The sequence below is a fragment of the Streptococcus sp. E17BB genome (assembly GCF_041807725.1).
Classification (GTDB): Bacteria; Bacillota; Bacilli; order Lactobacillales; family Streptococcaceae; genus Streptococcus; species Streptococcus entericus.
In genome coordinates this window covers 1-26,486 of record NZ_JBGTZC010000001.1, presented here as the reverse complement: position 1 = coordinate 26,486, position 26,486 = coordinate 1, and the positions used below count along the sequence as shown (strand labels likewise).

Sequence of the window (26,486 nt, the reverse complement as noted above, 5' to 3'; positions counted from 1 at the left end):
CCTTGACAACTGAAACCCTCCTGTCCAGATTAGCGTGCCTGTGTAAGTAAGGATAGAGAGTAATTCCCTGAAAGACGGGCTTCTGGCACAAGACGTAGATGAGGAAGTGTCTCTTTTGAGAACTCATAGGGTTACCTATGTCAGTTAAGACTGGACTAGCATCTCAGAGTTGACGGTTACTAGGCTAAAACCGTGCGAATGGTAGATATTTACAACTAAGAAAGGAAACAATATGACAACAAATAAAAATCAACAATTGTTCACTGTCAATGAACAAGAAAAATTCAAATTCCGTAAAAGTAAAAAATTCAAAAACCTCTGCTCTGTAGCAATCGGCATTCTATCCATTTCTAGATTAGGATTAGCAACAGCCCCAGTAAGTGCTGATGAAGCTGTGACACCAGCCGCCGCTGCATCAACCGTAGTCGCTCTTAATACGACATCGGAAGCCTTGCCAGATGCAACCGCCTCAAATATGGAGGCAACTGTCACTCCTGATACAGCAGTGGCTAGCCCTAGTGATGAGGTCGAAGAAGAAACTGGGACAATCCCTATTACGACGTCGCCTAGTTCTGTGACAGAAGCTGTTTTAACTGCCCAGCAGGAAGGTATTGTTGTGACGGAAGAAGCTGTCAAAGACTTTGGGACAACCACCTCTGTAGAGGAAACTCTTGAAAAGAAAGCCGAAATTGAAGCGGATTATGCCAAACAGGTAGAAACTATCAGCCAAGTTACAGAAGCCTATGCCAAGGAAAAAGAAGAGCATAAGGAAGCTACTTTGGCAGTCATCAACTTGAATCAGAATTTAAAAACTGAGTATGATGCTAAGATTGTAGCTTATAACAATGAAGTTGCTTTAGTGAATGCTCAAAATGAGGATATTGACCAAGCTTACGAGCAAGCTCGTCAAGCCTATGAGGCTGAGGTGGTCAATATTGATGCTTATAATGCTAATGCCAAATCACAGTATGAAGAAGCTTTCAAACGTTACCAAGCTGAAGTTCTGCGCATCACCCAGCAGAACGAATATAAAAAGCAGCAGTATCATACTGAACTATCAGAATTCAACAAACAGGTTGCCATTGTCAACGAGGACAATCAACAACTAGAAGCCGATTATCAAGCTGCTTACAAAAATTATCAGGCTGAGGTTGCTCGTATCAATCAGAGTAATTCTGAAGCAGAAAATGCCTATAATCAAGCACTAGCTACCTATCGTTCAGAGGTTGAGCGTATCAACCGTGAGAACGAAGCTAAGCGAGTAGCCTATGATGCTGCTCGAAAAACAAACGAAACAAATGCTGCCGCAACCGAAGCAGAGAATCAACTTATTCGTCAGCGAAATCAAAAAGCACAAGAAGCTTACGACCGTGCGATGGCTGTTTATCGTACGGAAAAAGAGCGACATGATCGAGCTGTAGCTGAGGCTCAAATAAATACAACTAGGGAGGGCTACCTTAGTTCGGTACAAGGACAACAATTAGTTCTGCCTAGTGAGCCAAATGCTAGAGCAACAATCACAAGTTCAACGGGCTTAAAATATGTGACTGAATCTGGTGCTCGAGAACTTGGTATTACAGATAGAGAAAAATTCCTATTCAATAACACTAGCAAGTATAATGATAACAACACAAGTTTAGATTATAATCAGGCTAAACGCTTGTTTGTGGACAGAGGAGAATATTCCTCTAATTATATTTTATTGGCAGCCAAAGAGGGAGATGTATTCTCTGTGGCTTATACTGGGTTACAAAATTCATATGTTGGGACAACTAAAATTGAAAAAATTGTCTATGACTATGAAGTTGTCTCCCTTTCTTCCTCTACACAAAAGGTCAACTTAGGTATTTATGATAATCCAGCAGTGACGATTGATTTATTGACTGAAAATGATAATAAATCAAAAGAAGTTCGAGTTAGAATTCGACCAAAATATTATGACGGTAACGGCAACCAGATTGATTTATCTCAATATGATTCTGTTTTTGGATTTGCTTCTTTATCTTCAGATTGGCATGCTGGCCAAAAAGAAGGTATTCATAATGCTCAAGGGTTAGAATTTATTAAAATCACAGGTTCAACAATTAGTAATAACAATGGCTCTTGGGAAAGTGATATTGATAATAACCACTGGTTGAGTGGGGGATCTAAATATGAAGTTGGGTCAGATGATTTGGGACAATATGCTTACTACCTTGCAGCAGCAGCTAAGGTCACTTCTAAGGATATTTCATTAGATTTTGTATCTAGGTCGTACAAAGAAGATACTTATGATACGAAGGGTTATTGGATGACTCTGAATTCAAACGTCAGAGCATCAGGTGGACTTATTCCAGCTCCGCCAAAAGAACCAACACTAAAATTGGAAGAAGAAAAAACTCCAACAACCATTCCAGTTGAAGTTCCGAACTACGAAAAATTACCTGAAGCTCCCACTGTATCTTATCTCTCTGCACCAGAAGCTCCTACCAAACCAACACCAAAACCATTGCCAAAAGAGCCTACAGTTCCAAGCTATGAGGGTCTGCCAGCAGCTCCAACAGTCACTTACAAAGAGACGCCGCGAGCTCCTCAGAAAGACCCAAGTGTTCCTCTGCCACCGAAACCAGAAATTCCTAACTATCAGGAATTACCACAGGCTCCTGTTGCTCCTAGAGTTAGCTATCATCAAGCTAGCTTGACCTATAAGCCATCAACCAAACCGACTAAAACCAATACGGATGTCTCGGGTGTGGTTATTGATGGTCAACCAGTTGTGGCTGAATCTGTCAACTATTACAAGATTACCTTGGACTACAGTCCATACAAGGGCATTGACGTTGCTCCACAGTTAATTGCTCAAGGTTTCTTTGGCTTAGATGACATTCCAGAGGAAGCACTAATCTTTGAAAATAGTGGTATCAAACTGGAAACTGCTGACAAGAAGGCTGTTAAGGGTATGACAACGACCGTTTACTCAGACCTGTCTAAAGCTCCAGAAACGGTTCAGAAAGCTATGGCTAAACGTGGATACACCCCTAAAGGACTGATTGCTGTTTTAGCTGCAGAAGACCCTAAAGCTTTCTATGAGACCTATGTTAGGACAGGCATGACCCTAACAGCTACTCTACCGATGACGGTTAAAGCAGATATGGCTAAAACAGGTGGGGAGTATGCGAACACCGCTTATCAGATTGATTTTGGTTCAGCCTATGTGACCGAAACCGTGGTTAACAACGTTATTCCAGTTGGTCGTGTACTTGTTAACTTCCTTGAAGAGGGGACTAGACAAGTCTTATCAAACCAGGTTATCGATGAAAACGATGTACTGGCAGGAACAGTTTACGATACGACTGATCGCAAACTGAACGAGATTGTGACCAAGGACGGTAAGACTTATGAGCTAATCCGTCATGAGGGTCAAGAACAAGGTAAAGTTGTTAAAGGTGATACAGTTATTGACTATATTTACAAGGAAGTCAAAGGCAATGTTTTAGTCAACTATAAGCTAGAGGATGGTACCGTTATTAAGCAACCAGTTATTGACACTGATGATGCTTCTACTGGGACATCATACGATACCACAGACCACAAACTGATTGAGATTGTCACAAAAGACGGAAAGACTTATAAGTTAATCCGCCATGAGGGTCAAGAACAAGGTAAAGTGGCTAAAGGTGATACAGTTATTGACTATATTTACAAGGAAGTTAAAGCTGATGTCATTGTGAACTACGTGGACGAAGAAGGAAATGTTATTAAACAACCTGTTAAGGATACGGAACAAGCCTCTACAGGTACATCTTACGATACGACTGATCACAAACTAGACTACATCACTGTTGACGGTGTTCGTTACAAGCTAATGCCTAAGAAAACGGTTGGTGTAGAAACAGGAACACTGACCAAAGATGGGGCAAGTGTTACCTATGTTTACCACAAGATTGTAACAAACTGGATAAAAGAGGAAGATAAAACCCCTCTGAAACCTCAAGAAGACGGTGAGAAAGACCGTGGAGAATTTATCGGTCGGACTTTCGTTGTAACGGAAATCGACCCAGAGACTGGTGATATTACTCACGTTTTCAAAAAGATTCCAGAACCTATACAAACAACACCACCAGCACCTCCTACTCAATCACCTCAGCCTGTAGCACAGTTACCAAAAACAGGTGAAGTGAGCTCAGCTGCCTTGTTTGTTCTAGGACTAGGAACAACGACTGTTGCAACTGGATTAGCAATTCAAAAACGCCGTAAAGAAGATTAATAAATCTCAAAAAATATCTACCATGAGCAAGTGTAGATTATTATGACGGCGGGCATTCCTAACTTAGGAGTGCCTTTTAAATTTACAAGCCTGTTAACAAATGTTATAATCTAGTATAGGTTATACGAGAACTGGGGGTTATACGCACCTCTACCCTTAGCTGAGGGGTCAGAAATATCAGTCATTAGAGAAGCGTGTTGGGGTTAGATTTTCCCCCAGACCTAGCATAGGTGCAGAGCTGACGTTCTAAAAATATGCGAAAAATCAAGGCATTCCTAAACTGGGAGTGCCTTTTTCTATTTTTGGAGGTAATCATGACAAATCATATACAAAAAATATTTGATTGGTATAAACAGTTTAATAAAAGCGATATCCTTATCAAGAGTAAATCGCTAGAATTTGAAATTGGACTAAACGAAAAGCAACTACCACATTTGCTAGGTCTCCACTATATTTCTAAAGAACATCTGAGGGGTTCAAAATTATATAGCCGTATTAGACGGTTATCTGATGAGGAGATTTTTTCACGCATTCAGGAAAATAATCCAAGTAAGATTACTATGGTTAAAGATAGGGTTAAAAACTTTCGGTTTTTTATGGAGAATTTGGAAAATGCCTATGCCTATGAACAGACCCATCCAGAAACAAAAATCACAAGCGACTATCTCTTGGTTGACACTCAAGACGGCAATTATCTCCAGTTAGGCATCGCTAATAATGGCATTGAGGATTATTTAGAGACTTTCATTGTCCGTAAAGATGATAGTTACTTTAAGGACTCACAAATAAAGGAACAGGTTGAGGGGCTTTATCGCCTTGATGAATCAATGATACCTGTTCCTTTTTCTTTTGATTTGGAAAAAAATCGGGTTCTTGAGGAGCAACGCCGACAACAAATGGAGCAGTTGATTTATCGTGATTCTGACTTAGACGGCTTATCGGATGGCTTGGAATATGCCCTGGGGACGAATCCTTTTTCAGTTGACACTGACGGTGACGGAATTAGTGATGGTGTTGAAGTTTGGGGTGGTACAAACCCAAAGATTGACGACCGCAAGCAGGAACTTCAGGAAACGATTGAACAGGCTAAAATTGAAGCAAGATCAGAGGGAAACCTTATTCACAGTAGAGAAAAATTAGAACAAAAGGAGCTATAAAATGAATCAAGAATTGACATTAGAACAATTTGCTCAACAGGATTACCCTAGCTTTGTAAAGCAGTTAATGATGATGGAGATGGATGTCTCTCCTGAACAAGCCGACATACTCTATGAGGAATACATTGACAACGATGATTTAACTCTCATCAATCCTGCTTTCTCAGACTTGCTGAATGATTTGGAAAAATACCGAATTGAGCAAGAAAGAGAAGAAGCTTCAAAGGGCTTGGATTTATAAGACAGAACACTAGGCAGGAGGTATCTTCTGCCTTTTCTATTTTGAGGACAGGATATGGAACAATTACAGGAAAGATTAAAAAGGAATGAACCTAATGATTTGCCCCTAAGAAAAAACATTCTAATTCACCAAGCCCAACACATTGACCTAAAGTGGGCTGATGTATTAGCCAGTTTCGCTAATGCTAATAGAATTGCTCCATTTATTGGTACACTTGATGAGGGTAAATTTGCTGAATTTATCAAAACACAAGAACAGATCACGGCTCAGGACTTGCCCTCCTACGTGTCCTTGTTTGGTCAAAATGGCTTACAAAAGATGAATACTCTCAATGAGTTCGAAAAGAGTATGGTCATAAATTTGGCTAAGTATTATCTAGGGGTTCATTATCAGCTTTTAGATGAACAGGGGAGCTATAGAGGTATCAAGATAGATCATTTTTTAGGTCCGATTGAAGGAAGGAATTTCATTAACATTACCAAGGTAGCCGCCAACTTGTCTAATCGTATCAGATTAGATTTTCAGGCTTACCTGGAGCAGGAGCGACAGCTGGGAGAGGCTACTGCCCAGCAAGATGAACCAGTGTCACCCATCTTGGAGCATTACGCTACTTCAGAACAAGGAGTTGAGTTCTACAAAGGAGAGGCGGGCTTTGAAGCTTATTTCAAAGGGCAACGAGTGGCTTTTTTGGCAACTGGTCAATCTGGTAAGTCAATCAGTTATGAAAATAGCTACCAACAGTTACCTTTCTTGGTTAAATATGACATCATCCAAGCGGTGAGTACCTATGTCTCCGAACAAGAGAGACAGGTTCGCTTGGCAGAACAACTTGCTGAGATCGATAAGTCAGTTGACCGAATTAACGATGAACTGGATAAGCTACGTGAGGAGTTTCCAGTAGGGTCTCGTTATTTGTTGGAAAAGGGAGGGTTTGCCCCGATTGTTAGTCATTACCGAACAGGGGAGATTGGCTATGACAGAGAAACCGAACAGTTCCAGTTGCCGATTTCAAGAGTTCGAGGAGCTATAACAGATAGTACAGTTGAAGTCTTTGATTCAGCTGAGGCTTTACGTCATAAGTTGAGATTGGACAATCTATCTCCGCATATGTTTACAGCAGTTCTGGAGGCGGCATACCACGTTGGGCAACCACGTTACCTTGGAACGACCCCGCCAGAGAGTTCTGAGCTAGCTTGGTCTCGTTTCTATGATTGGTTTGATCAATTTGGCAGTTTAGAGGCGGTCATCACACAAGCTGATGAGTACGGGTATTTGGATAAGACCTCAGAATTTTACGCTGAATATTTAGCAGACAAAGCATACGAACGTAAAAAACTAGATGAACAAAACGAGCAGAAACAGGAGCTTGTTACAGCAGTTGAAGAAGACCCTTTTTATGACTTAAAGTCGGTGACCTTTGAATTTTCTGAAGCGGGAGGTGAAGCTGGCAAAGTATTCATGAATTTCCAAGACCTTCAAAACTATCTGACGGGTCTTTTTGAACGTGATAAGAAGGCAGTTGACAGCTTTATCGAGCAATACTTGGAGACTGGAGAGAAACGCCATTGGTATGATAAAACTTGGCTGAATTTTAATTTTGAAAACAAACAAGGGGAAGAGTATGTTATTCGTACTCGTGTTGATATGGGGTTTGCTCAAGGCGACTTCAACCCCTACTTACAAAAGATTGAGCACTATGAGTTTCCTGGCATGGTTTTCCAAACTGAAGATGGTCGGTCAATGTCAATGTCTGAGTTTGGAGATTCACGTTTGTCTGAACATGATTTTTCACCAGATATCATAGCCTTACTGAAAGAAGCAATAGGCGATAATCAGCTAGAGACACATTTTGCTAATCTTCAATCTGCTTATGATTACGCCAGTCAGTTTGCCCGTTTCATCGAACGTTTTCCGATAATAGAGAGTTATGTTGGCTATGTGACGTCGCCTTATCCGTTATTGGAACAGGAAAAATTGATTGATGTAGCTCGAAAGGAGCTGTCCACTGGTCAGTACGTAACCGATTCGGTGACTTTGTCTGAACCAGATGACTTGCGTGGAGGCGTTATTCTGCCATCGTCTCCTGCTGAAACAGCTACTGAGTTTATAGAAAAAATTTTGGATGACCGTATAGTGACAATGACTGCCTTTGATAGCTATTACCTTTGGCATTGGGAAAGTCTGCAAGAGATGGGAGCTAGTCAAGAGATGATTGACGAGTTCCACAAGACCTTGCCAGATTTTTCTTTTAAGCTTGAGGGACTTTCTATTGAGGATAGCGACAACTCGGGGGCGAGTGGTTACCTAGCTTTAAATGGTGCTTCTATTGACGAGGATAGTATTAACCAATGGTTGGACGAACAGGCGGACGGTACGATGTCAGGACGCCTAGAAAAACTTGAGCAACTTGAAGCAGTTCTTAATTCCCAATGGCCAGTGATTGTAGAAGCTTATGACAAACATCTGGAGGCTGTTGTGGCTCGTTATGAATTGAGAGAAAACTTCTCAGAAGTTGTTGAACAGTTTCCCTTACCGAAGATTATTACACCATCGGTTCAGAGACAAGACTTCAGTTTCCCAGAGGATTTGACCGATTTTTACCCTAAAGGGACACGGGCTAAGGTGGAAGCTAACCTCGCAGCCATTCGTTTGCTGAAAGAATTAGAGGACGAAAGACGACAAGCCAACCCAGCAGAACAAGAAGTGTTAGCCAAGTATGTTGGCTGGGGAGGCCTGGCCAACAGTTTCTTTAATCCTTACGATACCAAGTTTGCGAGTGAGCGAGCGGAACTCAAAAATCTGATTAGCCCGTCAGAATACGATGCAATGAAAGAAAGTAGCCTAACAGCCTACTACACTGACCCAGCTATTATCAGAGAAATGTATCAGAAACTTGTTGCGGATGGTTTCAAGGGTGGACGTATTTTAGACCCATCAATGGGGACAGGAAATTTCTTTGCAGCCATGCCCAAGGAGATTCGAGAAAATTGTGAGTTTTACGGTGTTGAGCTTGATCCTATTACTGGTGCGATTGCTCAACAACTCCAACCCAGCGCTAAGATACAGGTCAAGGGATTTGAGGAAACCCAGTTTACTAGTGGGAGCTTTGACTTGATCATCTCAAATATTCCATTTGCTAATGTGCGGGTTGCAGATACTCGTTACGATAAGCCCTATGTTATCCACGATTATTTTGTTAAAAAGTCTATGGATTTACTGCGAGACGGTGGTCAGCTCTCTATCATCTCATCGACAGGAACAATGGATAAGAGGACAGGTAACGTTTTAAGGGATATTGAACCGACCACTCAATTTTTGGGAGGCGTCCGTTTGCCAGACACTGCTTTCAGGAAAATCGCAGGAACAAGTGTCACAACGGATATCCTCTATTTCCAAAAAGACGAGAGGAAACAGGTTCGACCAATTAGTCAGTTCAATGCCCTTGCCTTTGGTGGGTCAATGCAGTTACCAAACGATAATAGAGTATGGATTAACCCTTTCTTTGGGCGAGTTGACCCAGCAGACAATTCTTTTGTCCTAGGTGAGTTTGAGGTCAAAAACTTTAACGGCGGCACGCTAGCTGTTCGCCAAACGAGCGACGATTTTTTAGAAGATTTGAAGACTGCACTTAATCAAACTCTTCCAGCCTTTGATATTTTTGCTCCTTTAGCTACCTTGGAACAACCGATAGCCGTTAAGCAGGAGATTCCACAAGGTTTATCTGAAGACATGAGGCTCTATTCCTTTGCCTATGTTGGCGATACTGTCTATTACCGTGGCAATACCTCTATTCGTGTTGGAACGAGGGTTGAGGACATTTCCTACTATGTCGATGAAGAGGGAACTTTTCAGGATTGGGCAGACAATCCGTCAAAACGCCTTGTTGAGCAGTATCAGCAGTTGGGTATAACGGACGAGACTGCTCTGGATATTTACCAGTCCGACGAACCTGCCCAACGAGGGAAAAATAAAGGGTATTACAAAAAGACGGTGTTCTTTGAGACTCCTCTAACCGATAAGGAGGTTAGTCGTATCAAGGGGATGGTTGACCTGCGTGATACCTACCAAGCCTTGATTGACCTGCAACGACATTCTAACTACGATCAGTTTGATTTTGAGCAAATCTTAACCAAGCTAAACAAGGCCTACGATGACTTTGTTAAAAAGCATGGCTACCTGAACAGCACGGTAAACCGTAATCTTTTTGACAGTGATGACCGTTACTCTTTGCTGGCCAGTCTTGAAGACGAGTACATTGATGATATGAGCAAGAAAGTAGCTTACAAAAAGTCCCTAGCTTTTGAGAGACCACTCATTCGTCCAGAACGGATCTTTAATGAAGTGACAACAGCTAAGGATGCCTTAAACATCAGTGTGGCAGAAGGGCGAGGCGTTGATTTTGACTTTATGATGAGCCTCTATAAGGGTAAAACAGAACTAGACCTAATTGATGAATTAGGTGAGGAGATTATTCCTAATCCAAACCTCATCAACCAAAAACCTTTAGCCTATCTACCAAAAAACGCCTTTCTGTCTGGTGATGTGGTTACTCGTCTTGAGGAGGTTGAAGCTAAAATCCTTGAGGGTGATACATCGCATAACTGGTCACGGTATAAAGAGATGTTGGAGGAAATCCGTCCTGAGCGGATTGGATTGACAGACATTGACTACAAAATTGGTTCACGCTGGATTCCTGATAGGATTTATGCCTATTTTGCCCAGCAGACCTTTGTAAACAGACCGATAGAAAATTTTTCGGATACTCGCTTAGACCACGTTTTGAAGACCAACCCTATTGACCATAAAATGGAATACGTGTCAGGAGGATTGAGCTATTCATCTTCTCAAGATATTCAGCTAGGAGTAGCTGATAGCCGCCATAACCGAGGTCGTCACATCTTCTTAAACTTACTTAATGCTAATCAAGCTATTATTACCAAGAAAGTTGTTGAAGAGGGTAAAGAAAAACAGGTCATGGACGTTGAAAAGACAGCCGAGTTGCGAGCCAAGGAAGCAGAGCTTCAAGACCTTTTTAGAGCCTTTGTAGACAAGTCTCCAGAGATTCAGCAGGTCATGGAGGACGCTTACAATAACCTTTATAATCGGACGGTAACCAGAGAATATGATGGTAGTCATTTGGTTATTGATGGTTTAGCCCAAAACATTAGCTTACGCCCTCACCAGAAAAATGCTATTCAGCGGATTGTAGAAGAACGACGTGCTTTGTTGGCTCATGAGGTGGGTTCTGGTAAGACATTGACCATGCTTGGTGCGGGCTTCAAGATGAAAGAGCTGGGTATGGTCAATAAACCTCTGTATGTTGTACCGTCTAGTTTAACTGCCCAATTTGGTCAGGAAATCATGAAATTCTTCCCAACCAAAAATGTCTTTGTGACCACTAAAAAGGACTTCATCAAGTCAAACCGCAAGCAGTTCATCTCGAGGATTATTACTGGTGATTACGATGCTATTGTTATTGGTGATAGTCAGTTTGAAAAGATTCCAATGAGCAAGGAATTGCAACAAGCCTATATCTGTGACAAACTCAGTGAGCTGCGTGAAATTAAGGAGCGGAGTAAAGAACAGGGTGGCGATGGTCACACTGTCAAGCAGATTGAGACTTCTATCAAAGGTTTCAAAGAACAGCTCCAAAAGCTCCAAGAGATTGACCAAGATAGCTTTATTGAGTTTGAAAATCTGGGTATTGACTGTCTTTTTGTCGATGAAGCCCACCATTTTAAGAATATCCGCCCTGTGACAAACTTGGGCAATGTGGCAGGGATTACCAACAAGACCTCCAAGAAAAACATTGACATGGAGATGAAGGTTCGTCAAATTCAGTCTGAACATGACAATACAGGAATTATTTTTGCGACAGGGACACCTGTATCCAACTCCATTAGTGAGATGTACACCATGATGAACTATGTTCAACCTGATGTACTGGAACGTTACCAAGTTGATAACTTTGACGCTTGGGTTGGAGCATTTGGACAAATAGAGAACTCGATGGAATTGTCTCCTACAGGCGATAAATATCAGCCTAAGAAGCGTTTCAAGAAATTCACTAACCTGCCAGAATTGATGAAAATTTACAAGGAGACAACGGATATTCAAACCTCAGACATGCTCAATCTACCTGTCCCAGAAGCTCGAATTATCCCTGTTGAGAGTGAGCTAACGGAGAGTCAGAGGGACTATCTGGCTAATCTGGTTGAGCGGTCAGACGCTGTTAAATCTGGACAGGTTGAACCCACTGAGGACAACATGCTAAGGATCACCTCAGAAGCTCGAAAACTGGCTATTGATATGCGGTTGCTGGATGATAGCTATGACCTGTCCGACAATAACAAACTCCTGCAGGTGGTGGATAATGTGGAACGGATCTACTATGAGGGTGACGAGAGCAAGGTTACTCAAATGATTTTTTCAGACATTGGGACACCAAAGTCTAAAACGAACCTAGGTAACTTTGATGTCTATAATGAGCTGAGAAACCTCCTTATTGAACGAGGTATCCCAGCCCAAGAAATCGCCTTTGTTCATGATGCTAATACGGACGAGAAAAAGAATACCCTTTCTCGTAAGGTCAACGCTGGAGAAGTACGGGTCTTGTTAGCATCGACAGAAAAAGGGGGAACAGGTCTCAATGTACAGAGGAAGATGAAAGCTGTTCACCATTTAGATGTGCCTTGGCGACCGTCAGATTTGACCCAGCGAAATGGTCGTCTTATTCGTCAAGGAAACGAGAACAAGGAGGTAGACATCTACCACTACATCACAAAAGGCAGCTTTGATAACTTCCTCTGGGAAACCCAAGAAAAGAAACTCAAGTACATCACCCAAATCATGACTTCCAAAGACCCCGTGCGGTCTGCCGAGGATATCGATGAGCAGACGATGACAGCTTCTGATTTCAAGGCTCTAGCCACAGGTAACCCTTACTTGAGGCAAAAAATGGAGCTGGAGAATCAGCTCAACCTGCTGGAAAATCAAAAACGTGCCTTTAATCGCAATCAAGATAATGCAAGGGAGACGCTTAAGCAGGTGGACGACAAATTGCCAGCCTTGGAGCGGAAATTATCAGGTTTTGAGGTAGATAAGGTCAAGGCAGAAAACAGCAAGGGAGCTGACTTTACCATTACCCTTGATGGGCAGACCTTTGACAAAAAGAAAGAAGCAGGGCAGGCTCTTCATGAGTTACTCCTCAATAATCAATCTGATACAAAGGAGCTGAGAACTCTTGGAATCTATCGTGGCTTTGAGCTAAGGGCTTTGACCAATGATAATAAATCCGCCCTTTTTGACTTCTCAGAAACCCTTCTGAAGCCTACTTACATCCTTCAGGTAGTTGGGGCTAATCAATACCCTGTAACCTTGGATTTGGAATCAGCGGTGACTTCCATCCGTCGGATTGACAGTACTATTGATGGTATCGTCAAGGAGGAGGAGAAAGCTCATAAGATAATTGCCAACTACCAAACTCATGCTGCAGCAGCTAGAGAAACGCTAGAAAAGACTTTCCCAATGGAAGATTACCAGCGTGTGAAAGAGAAGTATGACTTGCTTGCTCCTTTGATTGAACAGGGCAAGCCTGTGGAAGTTATTGAAGAAGCCATTCAGAATTACGTAGACAGGCAACAGCCTAAAGATGTTAGTCATCAAATATCATTGGAGCTTTAATTAAAGAGGTCTTTCAGTACAAAGCTGAGAGATCTCTTATTTTTTTGAAAAATTTTTCTAAAGGTATTGACAGAATAATAGTCATCGACTATAATAGTCTTATATAAAGCTAAAAGGGGTAATGACAAATGACAATGGATAGTGTAAAATATCAGTTAGAAGAGTGGTTAGGAACAGGGTTTCGAGACCAGGAAGACCATCAAGCTTATCTTGCTCTAAAACAAGACTACGAAGAAGCAACTGGTGATATGCAGTTCTCTATACTAGAGTTACAGGGACGGTTAGATTACATCATTCACCAGGAAGACTATGACTGGGAATTCCCTGACCTCCCGTCTGATGTCTTTGAGGAGTATATGGTCAAGGTTGGGAAAACTTATCTCTTGGATAAGGAACAAGGGATTTCTTACCTCAAGTTTCTTAGGTTTGATAATTAAAGGGGTGATAAAATGAATGTGGTTATTGAGAATATTTTAGGTGGCTTCCTTATGGTAGCCTTTATGGGAGCTGTAACAGCAGTATTATTGACCGTATTATGGAAAGTTCTCCGTATAGCAGCTATCTCGTTTCTCATTGGTTGTGGGGTCTTTTATGCCGGTGCACTGTATATGATGATTTTCCAGTCAAGTTATTACTTGGGAGAGCTAGCTAAGGGCGATATAGAAGCCGTTGGTTTGACAGCTTATGTTATTTTTGTAACTCTGGGTGGCGTAGCTTACTGGTTCTGGTCAAACAGGGGGACAAGAATTACCAAACCGAATCAAGATAAGCAGAATACTCATTCAAACGATAGAAGTTATCAAGAAGAAGCGCAACAAGAACCACCACGCTTCCAACAACCAAGTGCCCTTCGCTTGCGGGATTTGGAACTCTTAGGCTTGGAACGTTCGGCTAGTGATGAGGAGATTAAGTCAGCTTATCGCCAACTGTCTAAGAAGTACCACCCAGATCTCAATCCAGACCCACATGCTACCATCATTTTTAAACAAATTCAGAAAGCCTATAATAATCTTATAGACAATCAACCATAAAGACTACTCGATTGAGTGGTCTTTTTTTTACTTCCCCAAAAGATGGGATAACCTGTTAGAAAATCTGTTATAAATACTATTTGTTTTTTCATTTCTACTTCTAGTTGCTGATTGGAGAAATGACAGACAATGGCTTTTTTTAATGATAAGCTGAGATTATCATACAGAAAACGAGGTAGATGGATGTATAACAAAGTTAAAATTCGCTTGATGGCTCTTTTAGGTGCTCTTATGTTAGTAGGATTTGTTGGTATGATTGGCTTTACGCTTGGTAACAAGATAACTCACCACCAAGCCGTCAAGGAGGCTGAAAAAAATGCCAGTCGTGTTTTGGAAGAAAAGGTTAAAGAAAACCAAGACAAGACCTTATCTGAGCAGAATATCAAGGACTTTCTGATTCAATACTACACCAAGAAAAAACTGGGAGAAAATAATCATCGCATCAAGTCCTTTATGACCGAATCCGCCTATAACAAGGAACTGACTGAGCAAGAAAAAGCAGTCAATCAAGTCAATAAAGAATTTGTTGTTGACTATGTTTTTGAAGAGGCAACTATCTTTATCAATCATCAAACCAATGAAGCTATCGTTGAGGTTAGTTACAGCCTCACTCACCTATCAGAGGTGACCGATGGTCAACAATTTAAGAACACTCACAGAGAGACCGATACACTTAAACTGAGCTATTCACTTGCTTCGGGAAAACTCTTGGTTAGTCAAATAACGCCATGGCAGCTTAACTTATCTGATTTGTCAGATGGAGGTGTGACCTATTTTGAGAACCAAGGGCTATCAGGTGGGAGTTCGTCCAGTCTCATTCCCAGCCTTGAGATAGGGCAAAAAACAGAATAAGCAAAGTAAGGTGGGGCGCTCTCACCTTAGCTATTTCCCCTAATAGGTTTTCCAGCTCTCCCCTCTCATCTCATCAGGGGAGCTGGTTCTGGTTCGAGTCCAGTTTAGGGGGTAGGAGGTACTTGATAATGAGTATTGAGGAACTAAAGAGAAAATCAATCCTAGATGTTGCTGCTGATTTGGGTGTACCTTTGAAAAGAATCAGCGGTTCTGTTTACGAACATAAAGACCATGATTCTTTACGTATTTTTGCGGATACCAATAGTTTCAAGTGGTTTTCAAGGGACATTCAGGGAGATGTCATCAACTTTGTCCAGTTGATAAAGGATGTCTCCCTTAATGAGGCACTCTTTTATCTTGGAAATGGAGAGTTTAAGCCGATTGAATTTAAAGAAGTTAAGCGAGAACCCTTTCGCTATCATCTCCAACCTTATGAGAATCCTAACATTTCAGAGGCTAGAATCTATTTGCGAGATGAACGCCTGCTGTCTGATGAGACCATCGACTTCTTTAAGCGGAATGGCGTTCTTGCAGAGGCTGTTAAAAAGACTAACGCCTACTATGAGCCTGTCATTGTTTTTAAGTTTTTGGATCGACTAGGGAAATTGGAAGGGGCTTCTCTCCAGGGAATTCGAGAGAATAAGAACCTTTACGACAGAGGGCGATTGAAGCAAACCATGATGAACTCCGATGGTACCTTAGGGATGAGTGTTGCTGTTGGTCAACCCAGACGTCTCGTCTTTTTTGAAGCCCCTATTGATTTGATGAGCTACTATGAGTTAAATCAATCTCAACTGTCTGACGTCCGTCTAGTAGCGATGGAGGGATTTTCAGAAAATCTCATTAGTCGCTATGCTTTGGAACTTATTGGGGAGATGAGAGGGCAAAAGGATTATCTTGACAGTGTTGAACGTTCCAAGTGGAAACAGACCCTATCAACTATTGCAAAAACAACCCCTTTTTTCAAGGAACACCCTGATTTTATCACGATTGCAGTTGACAACGATGAGGCAGGAAACAAATTTCTATCTAAGTTGCAAGAAAAAGGCTTGCCAGTAATGTCGGATTTGCCTCCCCTATTACCAGGTCAAACCAAATCCGACTGGAACGATATCTTAAAACAAGAAAAATCTGCTCAACTCTTTCATTCAAGTCATCGTGACTTGAATACTGTCATTGCTCAAGCCCAACAGGAGAGCAGACAAGAAGCAAGCCTTGATTTAGAGACAGTCTATGAGTATGCTGACAAAGCTTCTAAATTGTTTGAACAGCCTGATTTAGATAGGCAAAAGTTTGCTTTTTTATTAGCACACCATGATGACGGTGAGGTCTATAATCAGTATGCTGTCAGAAGTGACTTTGTCAACGAAATGATGGCTATTACTCGCCTGTACGTCGAGTATAAGGGTGACAAGGCTCAGATGATTGATGCCGCCAGTGCTCGAGGGTTGTTAGCAGATAAAGAAGAGTTTTTAAGACAGTATGCCAAGGATTTCATAAAACCAGCACTTAATCACTCATCGTCCTTAGAGGCGTAAGACTATTCCATTTTCTGTTAGAAATTATAGCAGAAAATAACTGATAGCCACGCATGGATTATCTATGCGTGGTTTTTGCTTGAGTTGGGGTTTCTTTGCCAATCATGATAGATTAAAGGTAAACCATAGAGAGGAGAGTTCAAATGGCAAAAACAGATGATTACAAAACTCTAGCGACGAAGATTGCTAAACAGCGGGAACTAATTGAAAAGGAAACCGCCAAGCTACATGAGATGGAGAACAACTATTATCGTGCTGTCCATGAGAGCCTGGCCGCAAAAGCCAAGCTGGCAGATATGAGCCTGAGCGACTACCTAGAAGCAATGAGTTAGGAGGTCAATGATGACTTATCAAATTGCTCTACTTCAATCGAGTAAGGTAGATGAGATTACCTTAGATACATTTTCTCAACTGGTCAGCCATGTCGAAAAAGAGCATTACCACCACATGAGAGCTGGTAGGACTGGTCAGATGTTAGAAATCAAGCAATACAATGACGGACAACTCATCCGTGAAAAAATCATTTCAGTAGGTTATACAGACTATACTGAAACCATCTTGGCAGAATTTGAGGTAAAGTCTCAAACCGTAGTCAATCGATTCAAGAAAAGGCTTCGCCAACTATTCAATCGCTTAAAACAGAAAGGAAGAAAACATAAAATGACTGATGGAAACAAAGTTTGGGAAGAGAAAAAATCAACAGAACCTCCCTTGACTCCAGACCAAGAACGTGCTCGAATTGCAACGGCAGTTTCTGTAGCGTCTAATGAAAAATCTGAGATTAACTATGGACAGGCTTATCAAGAAGCCCAGCAACCACAATCTTCTAGCGTAGTGTCACACACGCCGACTGACGAAGAGGTTGAGGCTGAGGCGGAAGCTGTTTTCGGTATTCCTGCAACCCAACAGAAGTCAGTTCAATCTACTCCAGTAGAGACAACACCAGCTGTTACCCAAGCCCCTAACTTGCTTGACCTTGTCAATCAGGAAAAACTCCTCAAGCATTTGGCAGTAATCGCTGATGAGCAAGCGCAAATTCGTCAAAAGATTTTGGATAACCAAGCCATTATTGATCAGGCTAAACGCCTAGAAATTGAAAATGAGAACCTTGAGCTTGAGTATCAAGCCCAAGAAGATACATTCCAAAAATTACAGCAGTTTAACGCTCTCTTTGAAGAATTGCGAGAGTATCTACAGTAAAAGGGCAGCTCTGCGGAGCTGTTTTTGCGTAAGGAGTAGAACATGATTAAGAAGAAATTAGTTGAGATTCCACCAGAAACCGATTGGAAAAAATTTCCTTACTTACGACTTCGACCCCTATTAGAAGAGTTGGTTGAAGCAGATGTTGAGAAGTTGGAGATCTATCTAAATAACTTAAAAGAGCGACAAGCACACTCCAAATCACCTCAAAAAACAAATCAACGGACTAAAGGACAGGTCTTGAAAGCCAAGCAAAAGGCTAAAAAACAGGAGAAAAAATTGGAAGATGAAATTCAAATTGCTAGAAGTCTTTTACTGGCAGAGAGTCTAACAAGAACAGGAGGCAGTTAACCATGAGAACCCTCATACTAGCAGAAAAACCAGATCAAGCTAAAAAGTATGCCCAAGCATTAGGGCAGGCGACTTGGAAAGATGATACTTGGCAATTTCACCATCCTAATCATGGTTTGGTTAGGGTAGTGAGTGCAGTAGGGCATATTGTCCAATTGGAAAATCCTCTCAAGCGACATGAGAATTGGCAGTTGAGCAATCTTCCCATTTTTCCAGAAGAGTTCACCTACCAAGTAGCAAAGGGCAAAAAAGATGTTTTTACCACTATCAAGCGTGAAGCCAGTCAAGCAGATGTCATCATCATTGGTACTGACCCAGGTCGAGAGGGTGAGGCTATTGCTTATCGAATTTTAGAAAAAATTCCCAAAGCTGTCTCTAAAATCAAATGGCGGCTGTGGTGTAAATCATTATCTAAGAAGAGCATTCAAAAAAGTTTTGAGCAACTTTTACCAGCCGACCAGACCGTCAATCTCTATCATGAAGCAGAAGCCAGAACGATTTCAGATTGGCTAGTTGGCTATAACCTCAGTCCCTTTACAACCATAAAAATGAAGAGCTACGGAGTTATTGCTCAACAAGATAAACCTATGTCGGTTGGTCGTGTTCAAACACCAATTGTTAATTTGGTGGTTGACAATGATGCTGCTATTGCAGGATTTCAACCGATTCCTTTTTTCAAGGTTCAACTTTTGGAGCAGGAAAATGAGCTAACCTTTACCACTCGTGAGATTTTTTCTAGTCAAAAAGAGGCAGAAAATTTTATCGCTCACTTAGCTAAACAGGGGCAGATTGTTGACATCATTTCTGAATTAGTTGAAAAATCAGCACCAGAATTATTTGATTTGTCTGACCTGCAAGCGCATATGAGTAAACTTTATCAATGGTCGGCAGATTATACGCTAGAGGTTGCCCAACGACTTTATCTGAAAGAAGTCACCTCTTATCCACGGACTGATTTCAAAACCATCACCAGCTTTGAATTTGAATATCTTAATCATAAGGATTATCTGGAGAGGCTGGCTATAGGGATTGATCTGGTTGGATTTGAAAAACATAAGGACAAGGTCTCAACTTTGTATGTTGATGATGACGCAAGTGGCGATCACCATGCTATTATTCCAACGGATATTTTTCTAAATCAGACCTCGCATACTTTTTCAGCGGAGGAAATTATTCTTTACAAAGAAATTGCCAAACGAACGCTCTTGATGTTTGAAGCGGATTATGCTTACCAAAAAACTAAGATTGTTTTAGATAATAAAGGTCACGAGTTTTCTACGACTGGTACAAAATTGGTTAGAATAGGTTGGCGAAAGTTTGTCCCAAGCAGAAAACAAGAGAAGCATTTGCCACAAGATTTATCTGTTGGTCAGTTCCTGTCTGTTAGAAAACTTTGTCTGTCAGATGAGACAAAACCACCTAAGCGATTAACGGAGGCAGAACTCTTATCAAATATTTTGAAGAAATATAATCTAGGAACTTCCGCTACACGAGCTGGTATTCTCAAGACCGTTTACGACAGGAAGTATTTGATCAAGGATAGAAAAACTGGACAGCTCTTTCCCCTTGAACGAGGACGACAGTTGATTACTTTCCTAAAACGGTTTGACATCATGTACACTAATGTGGAGACAACCAAAATTTGGGAAGACACTCTAGTTAGAATCGGTCGGGGAGAAATTAAGGCGGAACAATTTCTGTCTCAAGTTAAGCTAGCGATTGCTAAGCAGATTGAACAGGTTAATCGTCAAGAAAATCATCAAGGCTTAGATGAGAATGATAACAGCTCATAATTCAAGCTGAGATTTATCTGGGGGTTTGGGGGCGTAGCCACCAAGAATTTTTTAAGAGTTAGCAGAGGAAATGAACGGAGTTCGGACCTTTGCTGACTATTAAAAAACGGTTGTTGTCCTGACAACAACTCTGCTCGCAAAGCTCAAAAGAGAGACAAATGGCTGTCGCCATTTCTGTCCGACAACGTCGGACAGGGTATCTGTCGGACAATGTCTGACACCAAAACTGAAAGGAACTGAGACATGGATATCAAAAAAACATTTCGATTGAATTTAGAAGAGGAACAACAGCTACTACATGAAATGACTTTACAAGGTGAGACCAATTTCTCGAATTTTATCCGAAAAAAATTATTACATCAACCGCCTGCAACAGACTTGTCACTGCTGGCTGAGAATTTTTACAAAATTCACCAAGTTAGTCAGTTAGAGAACATCAATGAGCGTCTGTATCGGATTCAGGTCTTAGCTGAGGCAACTAATCAAGTTGATGCTTACAAAATGGAACAGGTGATGGCTTGTTTTCGTGATTTACTTCATGAGGCAGAACGAACTCTGCCACTAAGTGGAGATTTTAAGGAGAAATGGTTATGAGTGTAAATCGGAGCAGAAGTATCAAAAAAGAATTTTACATTGATGAGGGTGAGAATAATATTTTGAGAATGAATATGAGCAATTTTGGCATGAAAAAGTTCTCCACTTATGCTCGGAGAATGTTACTTTACCCTCAGCTACCTATTATAACTGTTGATACTTCTGATTATGATAGGGTGACAAAAGAGTTAAAAAGGATTGGCAATAACCTCAACCAAGTAGCTAAATTAGCTAATCAAAATAAGCAAGTTGATGCTCAAATGATTATTCAATTGGAGAGCTTTGTTCAAGAGTTAGCAAACGAAATGAGCAAAGATATTGCATTAAAAATTGAGGAGGTAAAAGCGAACTATGGTGGTCATTAAACATAAACCAATTCATGGTGTACACTATCGTACAAAGGCAATCAAATATATTCTCAATCCTGAGAAAACAAATAATCTAGAATTTTTGTCTGACTTTGGCATGCTGGGGCAGTTGGATTGGAAAATTTATGAGGACTATGTGGATTTGTATAAGTGGAATTTTGAGATAAATGATGAGCGTTACTTCCGACTAGATGATCGCTTGTTTGAAAAAAATAGACCCATACATGCTCATCACATTATTCAATCATTCTCGCCAGATGACAATCTGACACCAGAAGAAATCAATCGAATTGGTTGGGAGACTGCCAAAGAATTTACTGGTGGAAACTTTCGCTTTATCGTGACAACCCATATTGACCAAGATCACATTCACAATCACATTTTGATAAATGCTATTGACTTGCAGTCAGAGAAAAAGTTTGTTTGGAATCAGACACGTCATAGAGATTTACGGCAAATTTCTGATCGTTTATCCAAAATTGCAGGTGCAAAAATTATTGAACCGCAAAAATTTTCTTACACAGATTATCAGATGTATAAGAAAAATAGTCACAAGTATGAATTGAAACAAAGACTGAATTTTCTCTTGCGACATTCTAAAACCCTAGATGATTTTTTGAAAAATGCCATCGCATTGAACATTAAAATTGATTTTTCTGGCAAGCATACGACTTATTTGATGACAGATAGGGGCATGAAAAAAGTTATTCGTGCTGATAAAATTAACAAGAAGGAAGTTTATGATAAGGATTATTTCAAAATCTATTTTGCTAAAAAGGACGTCCAGAGACGGCTAGAATTTTTACTTAAGCACTCCAACAATTTTGAAGATTTGATAAAAAAAGCTAGTTTGCTTAAACTGTCCCTCAAGACAAAAACTAAAAAAATTGATTTTGTTTTGATGACAGGTGATGATTCGGTGACAATCAATTCTGAACAGCTCAGCAAAAAATTTTCTTATGACTTGGCTTACTTTGAAGACTATTTTTCCAAAGTTAATTCTCAAAATCAAACCTTATTGCCTCCTGAGGAACTGATTGATGCGTACAAAGAATTTGAAGCAATGGAAGATGTTAGTATTCCTGCTGAAGACATTTTTGAACAGTATGAGGAACAAAAGAGTGTGGATGAAGAACGAGATTTGTTTGAGGTTGAGCTAGAAGACTGGCAAATTGAACGTGAGGTGAAAGACGGTCTTTACATCAAGGTCTGGTTCGGTTTGGATTCGGAAGGTCTAGTGTTTATCCCAAGTACCCATCTTGAAATTGATATGACAGAGGATTTGGAGAAGCGGTATCGGATTTTTCTGGATGAGAAAAAATATTACTATCTCTATAATAGAGATAATTCAGAAGCTAATCGTTTTGTGATGGGTAAAACCATGATTAAGCAATTAAGCGGTGAACGACAAAAAGTTCCTCATCGAAAATATGTGACGGAGAAAACCCTTAAAGAAAAAATCCATCAGATAAATTTATTGATGAGATTGAATGTCAAGGAGAGGTCTTACACTCAAATTAAGTCTGACTTGATTGAGCAGATTGCTCAAAAAGAATTGAGGCTATCAGAAATCAATCAGAAGTTGGAAACCTTGAATAAAGTTTCTGAGCTATTAGCTGGTTGTGATAGTGATGATACGGATATTCAACGGCGTTCTCGTTTAGAGTTGAGTAAGATGAATGTGTCGGTTCATCTTACTTACGATCAGGTGGAGGAGCAACTCTTGGAATTGCAAATTGAACTTGAACAAGCTGTTAAGGATTACGAGAGCACCATTCATCAAATGGAGACCTTTATTGAACTTCTCAGGAAGTATAATGGAGAGGCTGACGTTAATCGTCAGACCGACAGAAACAAGGGGTTGGATCTATAAGCTGACAAATTTTTTATTTTTTGTGAAACAAAAATAAACTTGCGACGACTTTCTAAAATCTTTAGAATACCTAGTATGGTTAATAAGGTATTTGACGAAGCAAGTTTATTTTTAGATTTCCAAAAACAAACCGTGGAGCGATTTTTAGCACAGATTGCCCAGTATGATGAGGAGGCAAGGCAGAAATTGGTTCGACAAGGCTATAAGCTCAACAAGAAAGACAAACGGACGGTGCTGTTTACTTTTGGAGAAGTGACATTCTATCGTAATCGCTGGACGAAGAATGGGCAAACAGTTATCCCAGTAGATGAGTTTCTTGGTTTGGAAAAATACAGCCGTTATTCTAAACAGCTAGTCTATGAGGTGGCAAGGATTGCGACCTATACCTCCTATCGTAAGGTGGTGGACATTATGGCAACCACCTATAAGCTCACCATCACCAAGAGCTTGGTTTGTAAGGCACTGAAAGAGGCAGGGAAGCTGTTGGAAGAGCGAGATGCCTATCGGTTCTATGAGGAGGCTAATCAAGTTGAGAAAATCAAGGCGGACATTATCTACACTGAGGGGGATGGCGTTCTGGTTAAGGTTATTGACGAGAACACTCAAATGCCAGGGAACATGGAGTTGAGCCATTTCATGGTGCATACTGGCAGTAAGCAGGTATCAAAAGACCGTTTCGTTTTGGAAAATAAAAAGACCTTTGTGGGGGATAATAACCAAGAGGTCAGACAAACATTGCAAGATTACATTCACAATCACTTTGAGATTACTGAAGAGACCTTGTTGGTTTCGAACTCTGATCATGGTTCAGGCTATACGCCCTATATTTTCAAGGAATTAGCCAAAAGTCTAGGTATCAAGAAACATGAGCATTTCTGGGATAGATACCACCTTAACCTTCTGCTTGACCATTATTTCAAGACTTTCTCTGAAGACTTGAGAAATTTAGTTTATCAAGGTATCTCTCAGCATGATAAGTCAAGCGTCAGACTTGCCTTGAATACAGCAGAAAGTTTAATCGACGATGTCCTTAAACAGGAGGAGTTCGGAAAATTCGCTCAAAGATTGTTGCGAGACTTTTCCTACACCAAGCCACCTCATCTGAGAGGTTTACCTAAGTCAGGAATTGGTGTTATGGAAACCCAACACCGTAAATTGACCTATCGTATGAAGAAACAAGGAAAGTACTGGTCAGAAACAGGAGCGGTAACTATGAGTAAGCTTATCTTGCTAAACTACGAGAATCAGCTGAAAGAGCTATTTTTTGGTGATTGGCGTGAGGTTTTTGAGCCTTACCGAGAACTAGAGGCGCTTCCAGTCAGCTATTTTCTTAAAGATAAAACCTCATCAGATTATTACCTGAAGGGGAAGTATCATGGCAGAAAAAAATTATAAGTTATATTGGCAAAAAAATTATATTTTTAGGCTTTTTTAAGCATGTCCTGATTGCACTTTGTAAGGATTTTTGGTAGAATAGTTTTATCAAAATCAACGAAAAAAAAAAGGCGTGGAACTCTGACCCTCCACGCCACCGATTAAGACAATGAACGCTTGCCTTAGTCAGTCAAACAGTATTGTAACACAAGAAAAACAATATCGTCAAGACTGAAGCAAGCAAGTTTCAGTCTTTTTTGGTCAAAAATCCTCTAAATCTTGGATATTTTATTTTTTACTCCAGTTTCGGAACTCTGGGACACTGACGGTTTACATTTTTAGATTGAGAATTTTCAAGTTTTGTGCTATACTGGTAAATGGTTTCAGTAATGAAATCTAATTTTATGTTGAGGTGAAATAATGGAGACAATTATACCTGCCATTGTTGCTTCCCTCATCGGATTTGTGATTGGCTATGTTTTAATCAACGCCCGACTGAAGTCGGCTAAAGAAAAGGCAGAGCTAACTCTTTTGAATGCTGAGCAAGAAGCCGTAAATTTGCGTGGTCAAGCAGAACGTGATGCAGACCATATCAGACAAACAGCTGAGCGCGAAGGCAAGGCCAAGACCAAGGAACTCTTGATTGAGGCTAAAGAAGAGGCTAGACGATACCGTGAAGAAATTGTAGAAGAATTCAAATCAGACCGCCAAGAGTTGAAACAAATGGAAGCTCGATTGACCGATCGTGCTGTCACTCTTGACCGCAAAGACGAGAATCTTTCCAGTAAAGAACAGGCTTTAGATGCCAAAGAGCAGAGCCTGTCAGATCGTTCTAGACATATTGATGAGCGTGAGCAAAAAATTGGTGAATTAGAGGCGCAAAAAGCCCAAGAACTTGAAAAAATTGCTAATTTAACACAGGATGAAGCAAAAAGCATCATTTTAGCAGATACCGAAGCTGGATTGACCCATGACATTGCCACTCGTATTCGAGAGGCTGAGCGTGAGGTGCGTGATCGCGCAGACAAGATAGCCAAAGAATTGCTAGCGCAGGCGATGCAGCGCTTGGCTGGAGAGTTCGTGACGGAGCAGACCATCACGACGGTTCATCTGCCAGATGATAACATGAAGGGACGGATTATCGGTCGTGAGGGACGTAACATCAGAACGTTAGAGAGCTTGACGGGGATTGACATCATTATCGATGACACTCCTGAAGTCGTTGTCCTCTCTGGTTTTGACCCCATTCGTCGCGAAATTGCTCGGATTACACTGGAGCAGCTGATTAAGGACGGTCGTATTCATCCAGCTCGTATTGAGGAGTTGGTAGAAAAAAATCGTCAGGAACTCGATAACCGTATCCGCGAGTATGGTGAGGCAGCTGCTTACGAGATTGGAGCCCCTAACCTGCACCCTGATTTGATTAAGATTATGGGACGCTTGCATTTCCGTACCTCTTATGGGCAAAATGTCCTCCGTCATTCGATTGAGGTTGGTAAACTAGCAGGAATTCTCGCCAGCGAAATGGGTGAAAATGTCGCCCTTGCGCGTCGTGCAGGTTTCTTGCATGATATGGGCAAAGCCATTGACCGTGAGGTGGAAGGTAGCCACGTGGAAATCGGTACAGAATTTGCTCGCAAATACAAGGAACATCCTGTGGTTGTTAATACAATCGCCAGTCACCACGGCGATGTTGAGCCCGAGAGTGTCATTGCTGTGCTTGTTGCTGCAGCCGATGCCCTCAGTTCAGCCCGACCAGGTGCCCGCAATGAGTCTATCGAAAACTACATCAAGCGCCTCCGTGACTTGGAAGAGATTGCGTCTAGTTTTGATGGGGTACAGACAAGCTTCGCCCTTCAAGCAGGGCGTGAGATTCGGATCATGGTGCAGCCAAAGAAAGTATCTGATGATCAGGTAACGATTCTTGCCCACAAGGTTCGTCGCAAGATTGAGGACAATCTCGATTACCCAGGCAATATCAAAGTGACGGTTATTCGTGAATTGCGCGCCATTGATTACGCTAAATAGTCAAAAAAAGACCTCGTGAGGTCTTTTTTATCGGCTCTTTGTCAACTGTAGTGGGTTGACCAATTTAACACCGAGAGAGGACAGTTCTTGTCTTCTCTCGTTTTATGTTTATGGCAATGAAAATGCGAGTTTTGTCTTTTCAAAGTTTCTGAAACCA

General features: G+C 41.1%; 17 protein-coding genes. All 17 read left to right on the top strand.

Translation table 11 applies throughout. The annotated features are described in order from the left end of the window. Nucleotides 1-232 precede the first annotated feature (232 nt). Nucleotides 233-4,246 carry an SspB-related isopeptide-forming adhesin gene (locus ACERC7_RS00085; RefSeq protein ID WP_373665776.1) on the top strand — a complete coding sequence of 1,338 codons (4,014 nt, stop codon included), beginning with the start codon at nucleotides 233-235 and terminating at the stop codon, nucleotides 4,244-4,246. Between the two features lie 314 nt (nucleotides 4,247-4,560). Next, on the top strand, nucleotides 4,561-5,403 hold the full coding sequence (locus ACERC7_RS00080; protein ID WP_373665775.1) for a PBECR4 domain-containing protein: 843 nt from the start codon (nucleotides 4,561-4,563) through the stop codon (nucleotides 5,401-5,403). 1 nt (nucleotide 5,404) lies between these two features. Continuing rightward, nucleotides 5,405-5,644: a hypothetical protein gene (locus ACERC7_RS00075; RefSeq protein WP_373665774.1), complete on the top strand. Its 240-nt coding sequence runs from the start codon at nucleotides 5,405-5,407 to the stop codon at nucleotides 5,642-5,644. A 54-nt stretch (nucleotides 5,645-5,698) separates the two neighbouring features. Further along, nucleotides 5,699-13,327 carry a DEAD/DEAH box helicase family protein gene (locus ACERC7_RS00070; RefSeq protein WP_373665773.1) on the top strand — a complete coding sequence of 2,543 codons (7,629 nt, stop codon included), beginning with the start codon at nucleotides 5,699-5,701 and terminating at the stop codon, nucleotides 13,325-13,327. 134 nt (nucleotides 13,328-13,461) lie between these two features. Beyond that, nucleotides 13,462-13,764, top strand: coding sequence for a DUF5962 family protein (locus ACERC7_RS00065; RefSeq protein WP_373665772.1), 303 nt, complete (start codon nucleotides 13,462-13,464; stop codon nucleotides 13,762-13,764). 12 nt (nucleotides 13,765-13,776) lie between these two features. Next, complete coding sequence (locus ACERC7_RS00060) at nucleotides 13,777-14,358, top strand: J domain-containing protein (protein WP_373665771.1); 582 nt, start codon at nucleotides 13,777-13,779, stop codon at nucleotides 14,356-14,358. Between the two features lie 183 nt (nucleotides 14,359-14,541). Beyond that, on the top strand, nucleotides 14,542-15,210 hold the full coding sequence (locus ACERC7_RS00055) for a peptidylprolyl isomerase (protein ID WP_373665770.1): 669 nt from the start codon (nucleotides 14,542-14,544) through the stop codon (nucleotides 15,208-15,210). Between the two features lie 128 nt (nucleotides 15,211-15,338). Beyond that, nucleotides 15,339-16,748 (top strand): DNA primase, encoded by a 1,410-nt coding sequence (locus tag ACERC7_RS00050; RefSeq protein WP_373665769.1) that lies wholly within the window; start codon nucleotides 15,339-15,341, stop codon nucleotides 16,746-16,748. A 143-nt stretch (nucleotides 16,749-16,891) separates the two neighbouring features. Beyond that, on the top strand, nucleotides 16,892-17,080 hold the full coding sequence (locus ACERC7_RS00045; protein WP_373665768.1) for a hypothetical protein: 189 nt from the start codon (nucleotides 16,892-16,894) through the stop codon (nucleotides 17,078-17,080). Nucleotides 17,081-17,090: 10 nt separating this feature from the next. After that, a complete protein-coding gene (locus tag ACERC7_RS00040; RefSeq protein WP_373665767.1) occupies nucleotides 17,091-17,948 on the top strand; it encodes a hypothetical protein in 858 nt (285 codons plus the stop codon). Between the two features lie 42 nt (nucleotides 17,949-17,990). Next, a complete protein-coding gene (locus tag ACERC7_RS00035; protein WP_373665766.1) occupies nucleotides 17,991-18,299 on the top strand; it encodes a hypothetical protein in 309 nt (102 codons plus the stop codon). 2 nt (nucleotides 18,300-18,301) lie between these two features. After that, nucleotides 18,302-20,092, top strand: a complete 1,791-nt coding sequence (locus ACERC7_RS00030; protein ID WP_373665765.1) for a type IA DNA topoisomerase — start codon at nucleotides 18,302-18,304, stop codon at nucleotides 20,090-20,092. Between the two features lie 243 nt (nucleotides 20,093-20,335). Further along, the gene (locus ACERC7_RS00025) at nucleotides 20,336-20,686 is read left to right on the top strand and encodes a hypothetical protein (RefSeq protein ID WP_373665764.1); all 351 of its coding nucleotides are present in this window, start codon (nucleotides 20,336-20,338) and stop codon (nucleotides 20,684-20,686) included. Continuing rightward, on the top strand, nucleotides 20,683-21,051 hold the full coding sequence (mobC, locus tag ACERC7_RS00020; protein WP_373665763.1) for a plasmid mobilization relaxosome protein MobC: 369 nt from the start codon (nucleotides 20,683-20,685) through the stop codon (nucleotides 21,049-21,051). The genes ACERC7_RS00025 and mobC overlap by 4 nt, the downstream gene beginning before the upstream one ends. Then, a complete protein-coding gene (locus ACERC7_RS00015; protein ID WP_373665762.1) occupies nucleotides 21,038-22,927 on the top strand; it encodes an SAG1250 family conjugative relaxase in 1,890 nt (629 codons plus the stop codon). Before mobC ends, ACERC7_RS00015 begins: the two co-directional genes overlap by 14 nt. A gap of 75 nt (nucleotides 22,928-23,002) precedes the next feature. Then, entirely contained in the window at nucleotides 23,003-24,322 is a 1,320-nt protein-coding gene (locus ACERC7_RS00010) for an ISLre2 family transposase (protein WP_373665761.1), read from the top strand. Between the two features lie 399 nt (nucleotides 24,323-24,721). Continuing rightward, nucleotides 24,722-26,329 (top strand): ribonuclease Y, encoded by a 1,608-nt coding sequence (locus ACERC7_RS00005; protein ID WP_373665760.1) that lies wholly within the window; start codon nucleotides 24,722-24,724, stop codon nucleotides 26,327-26,329. The last annotated feature ends 157 nt before the right edge of the window (nucleotides 26,330-26,486 follow it).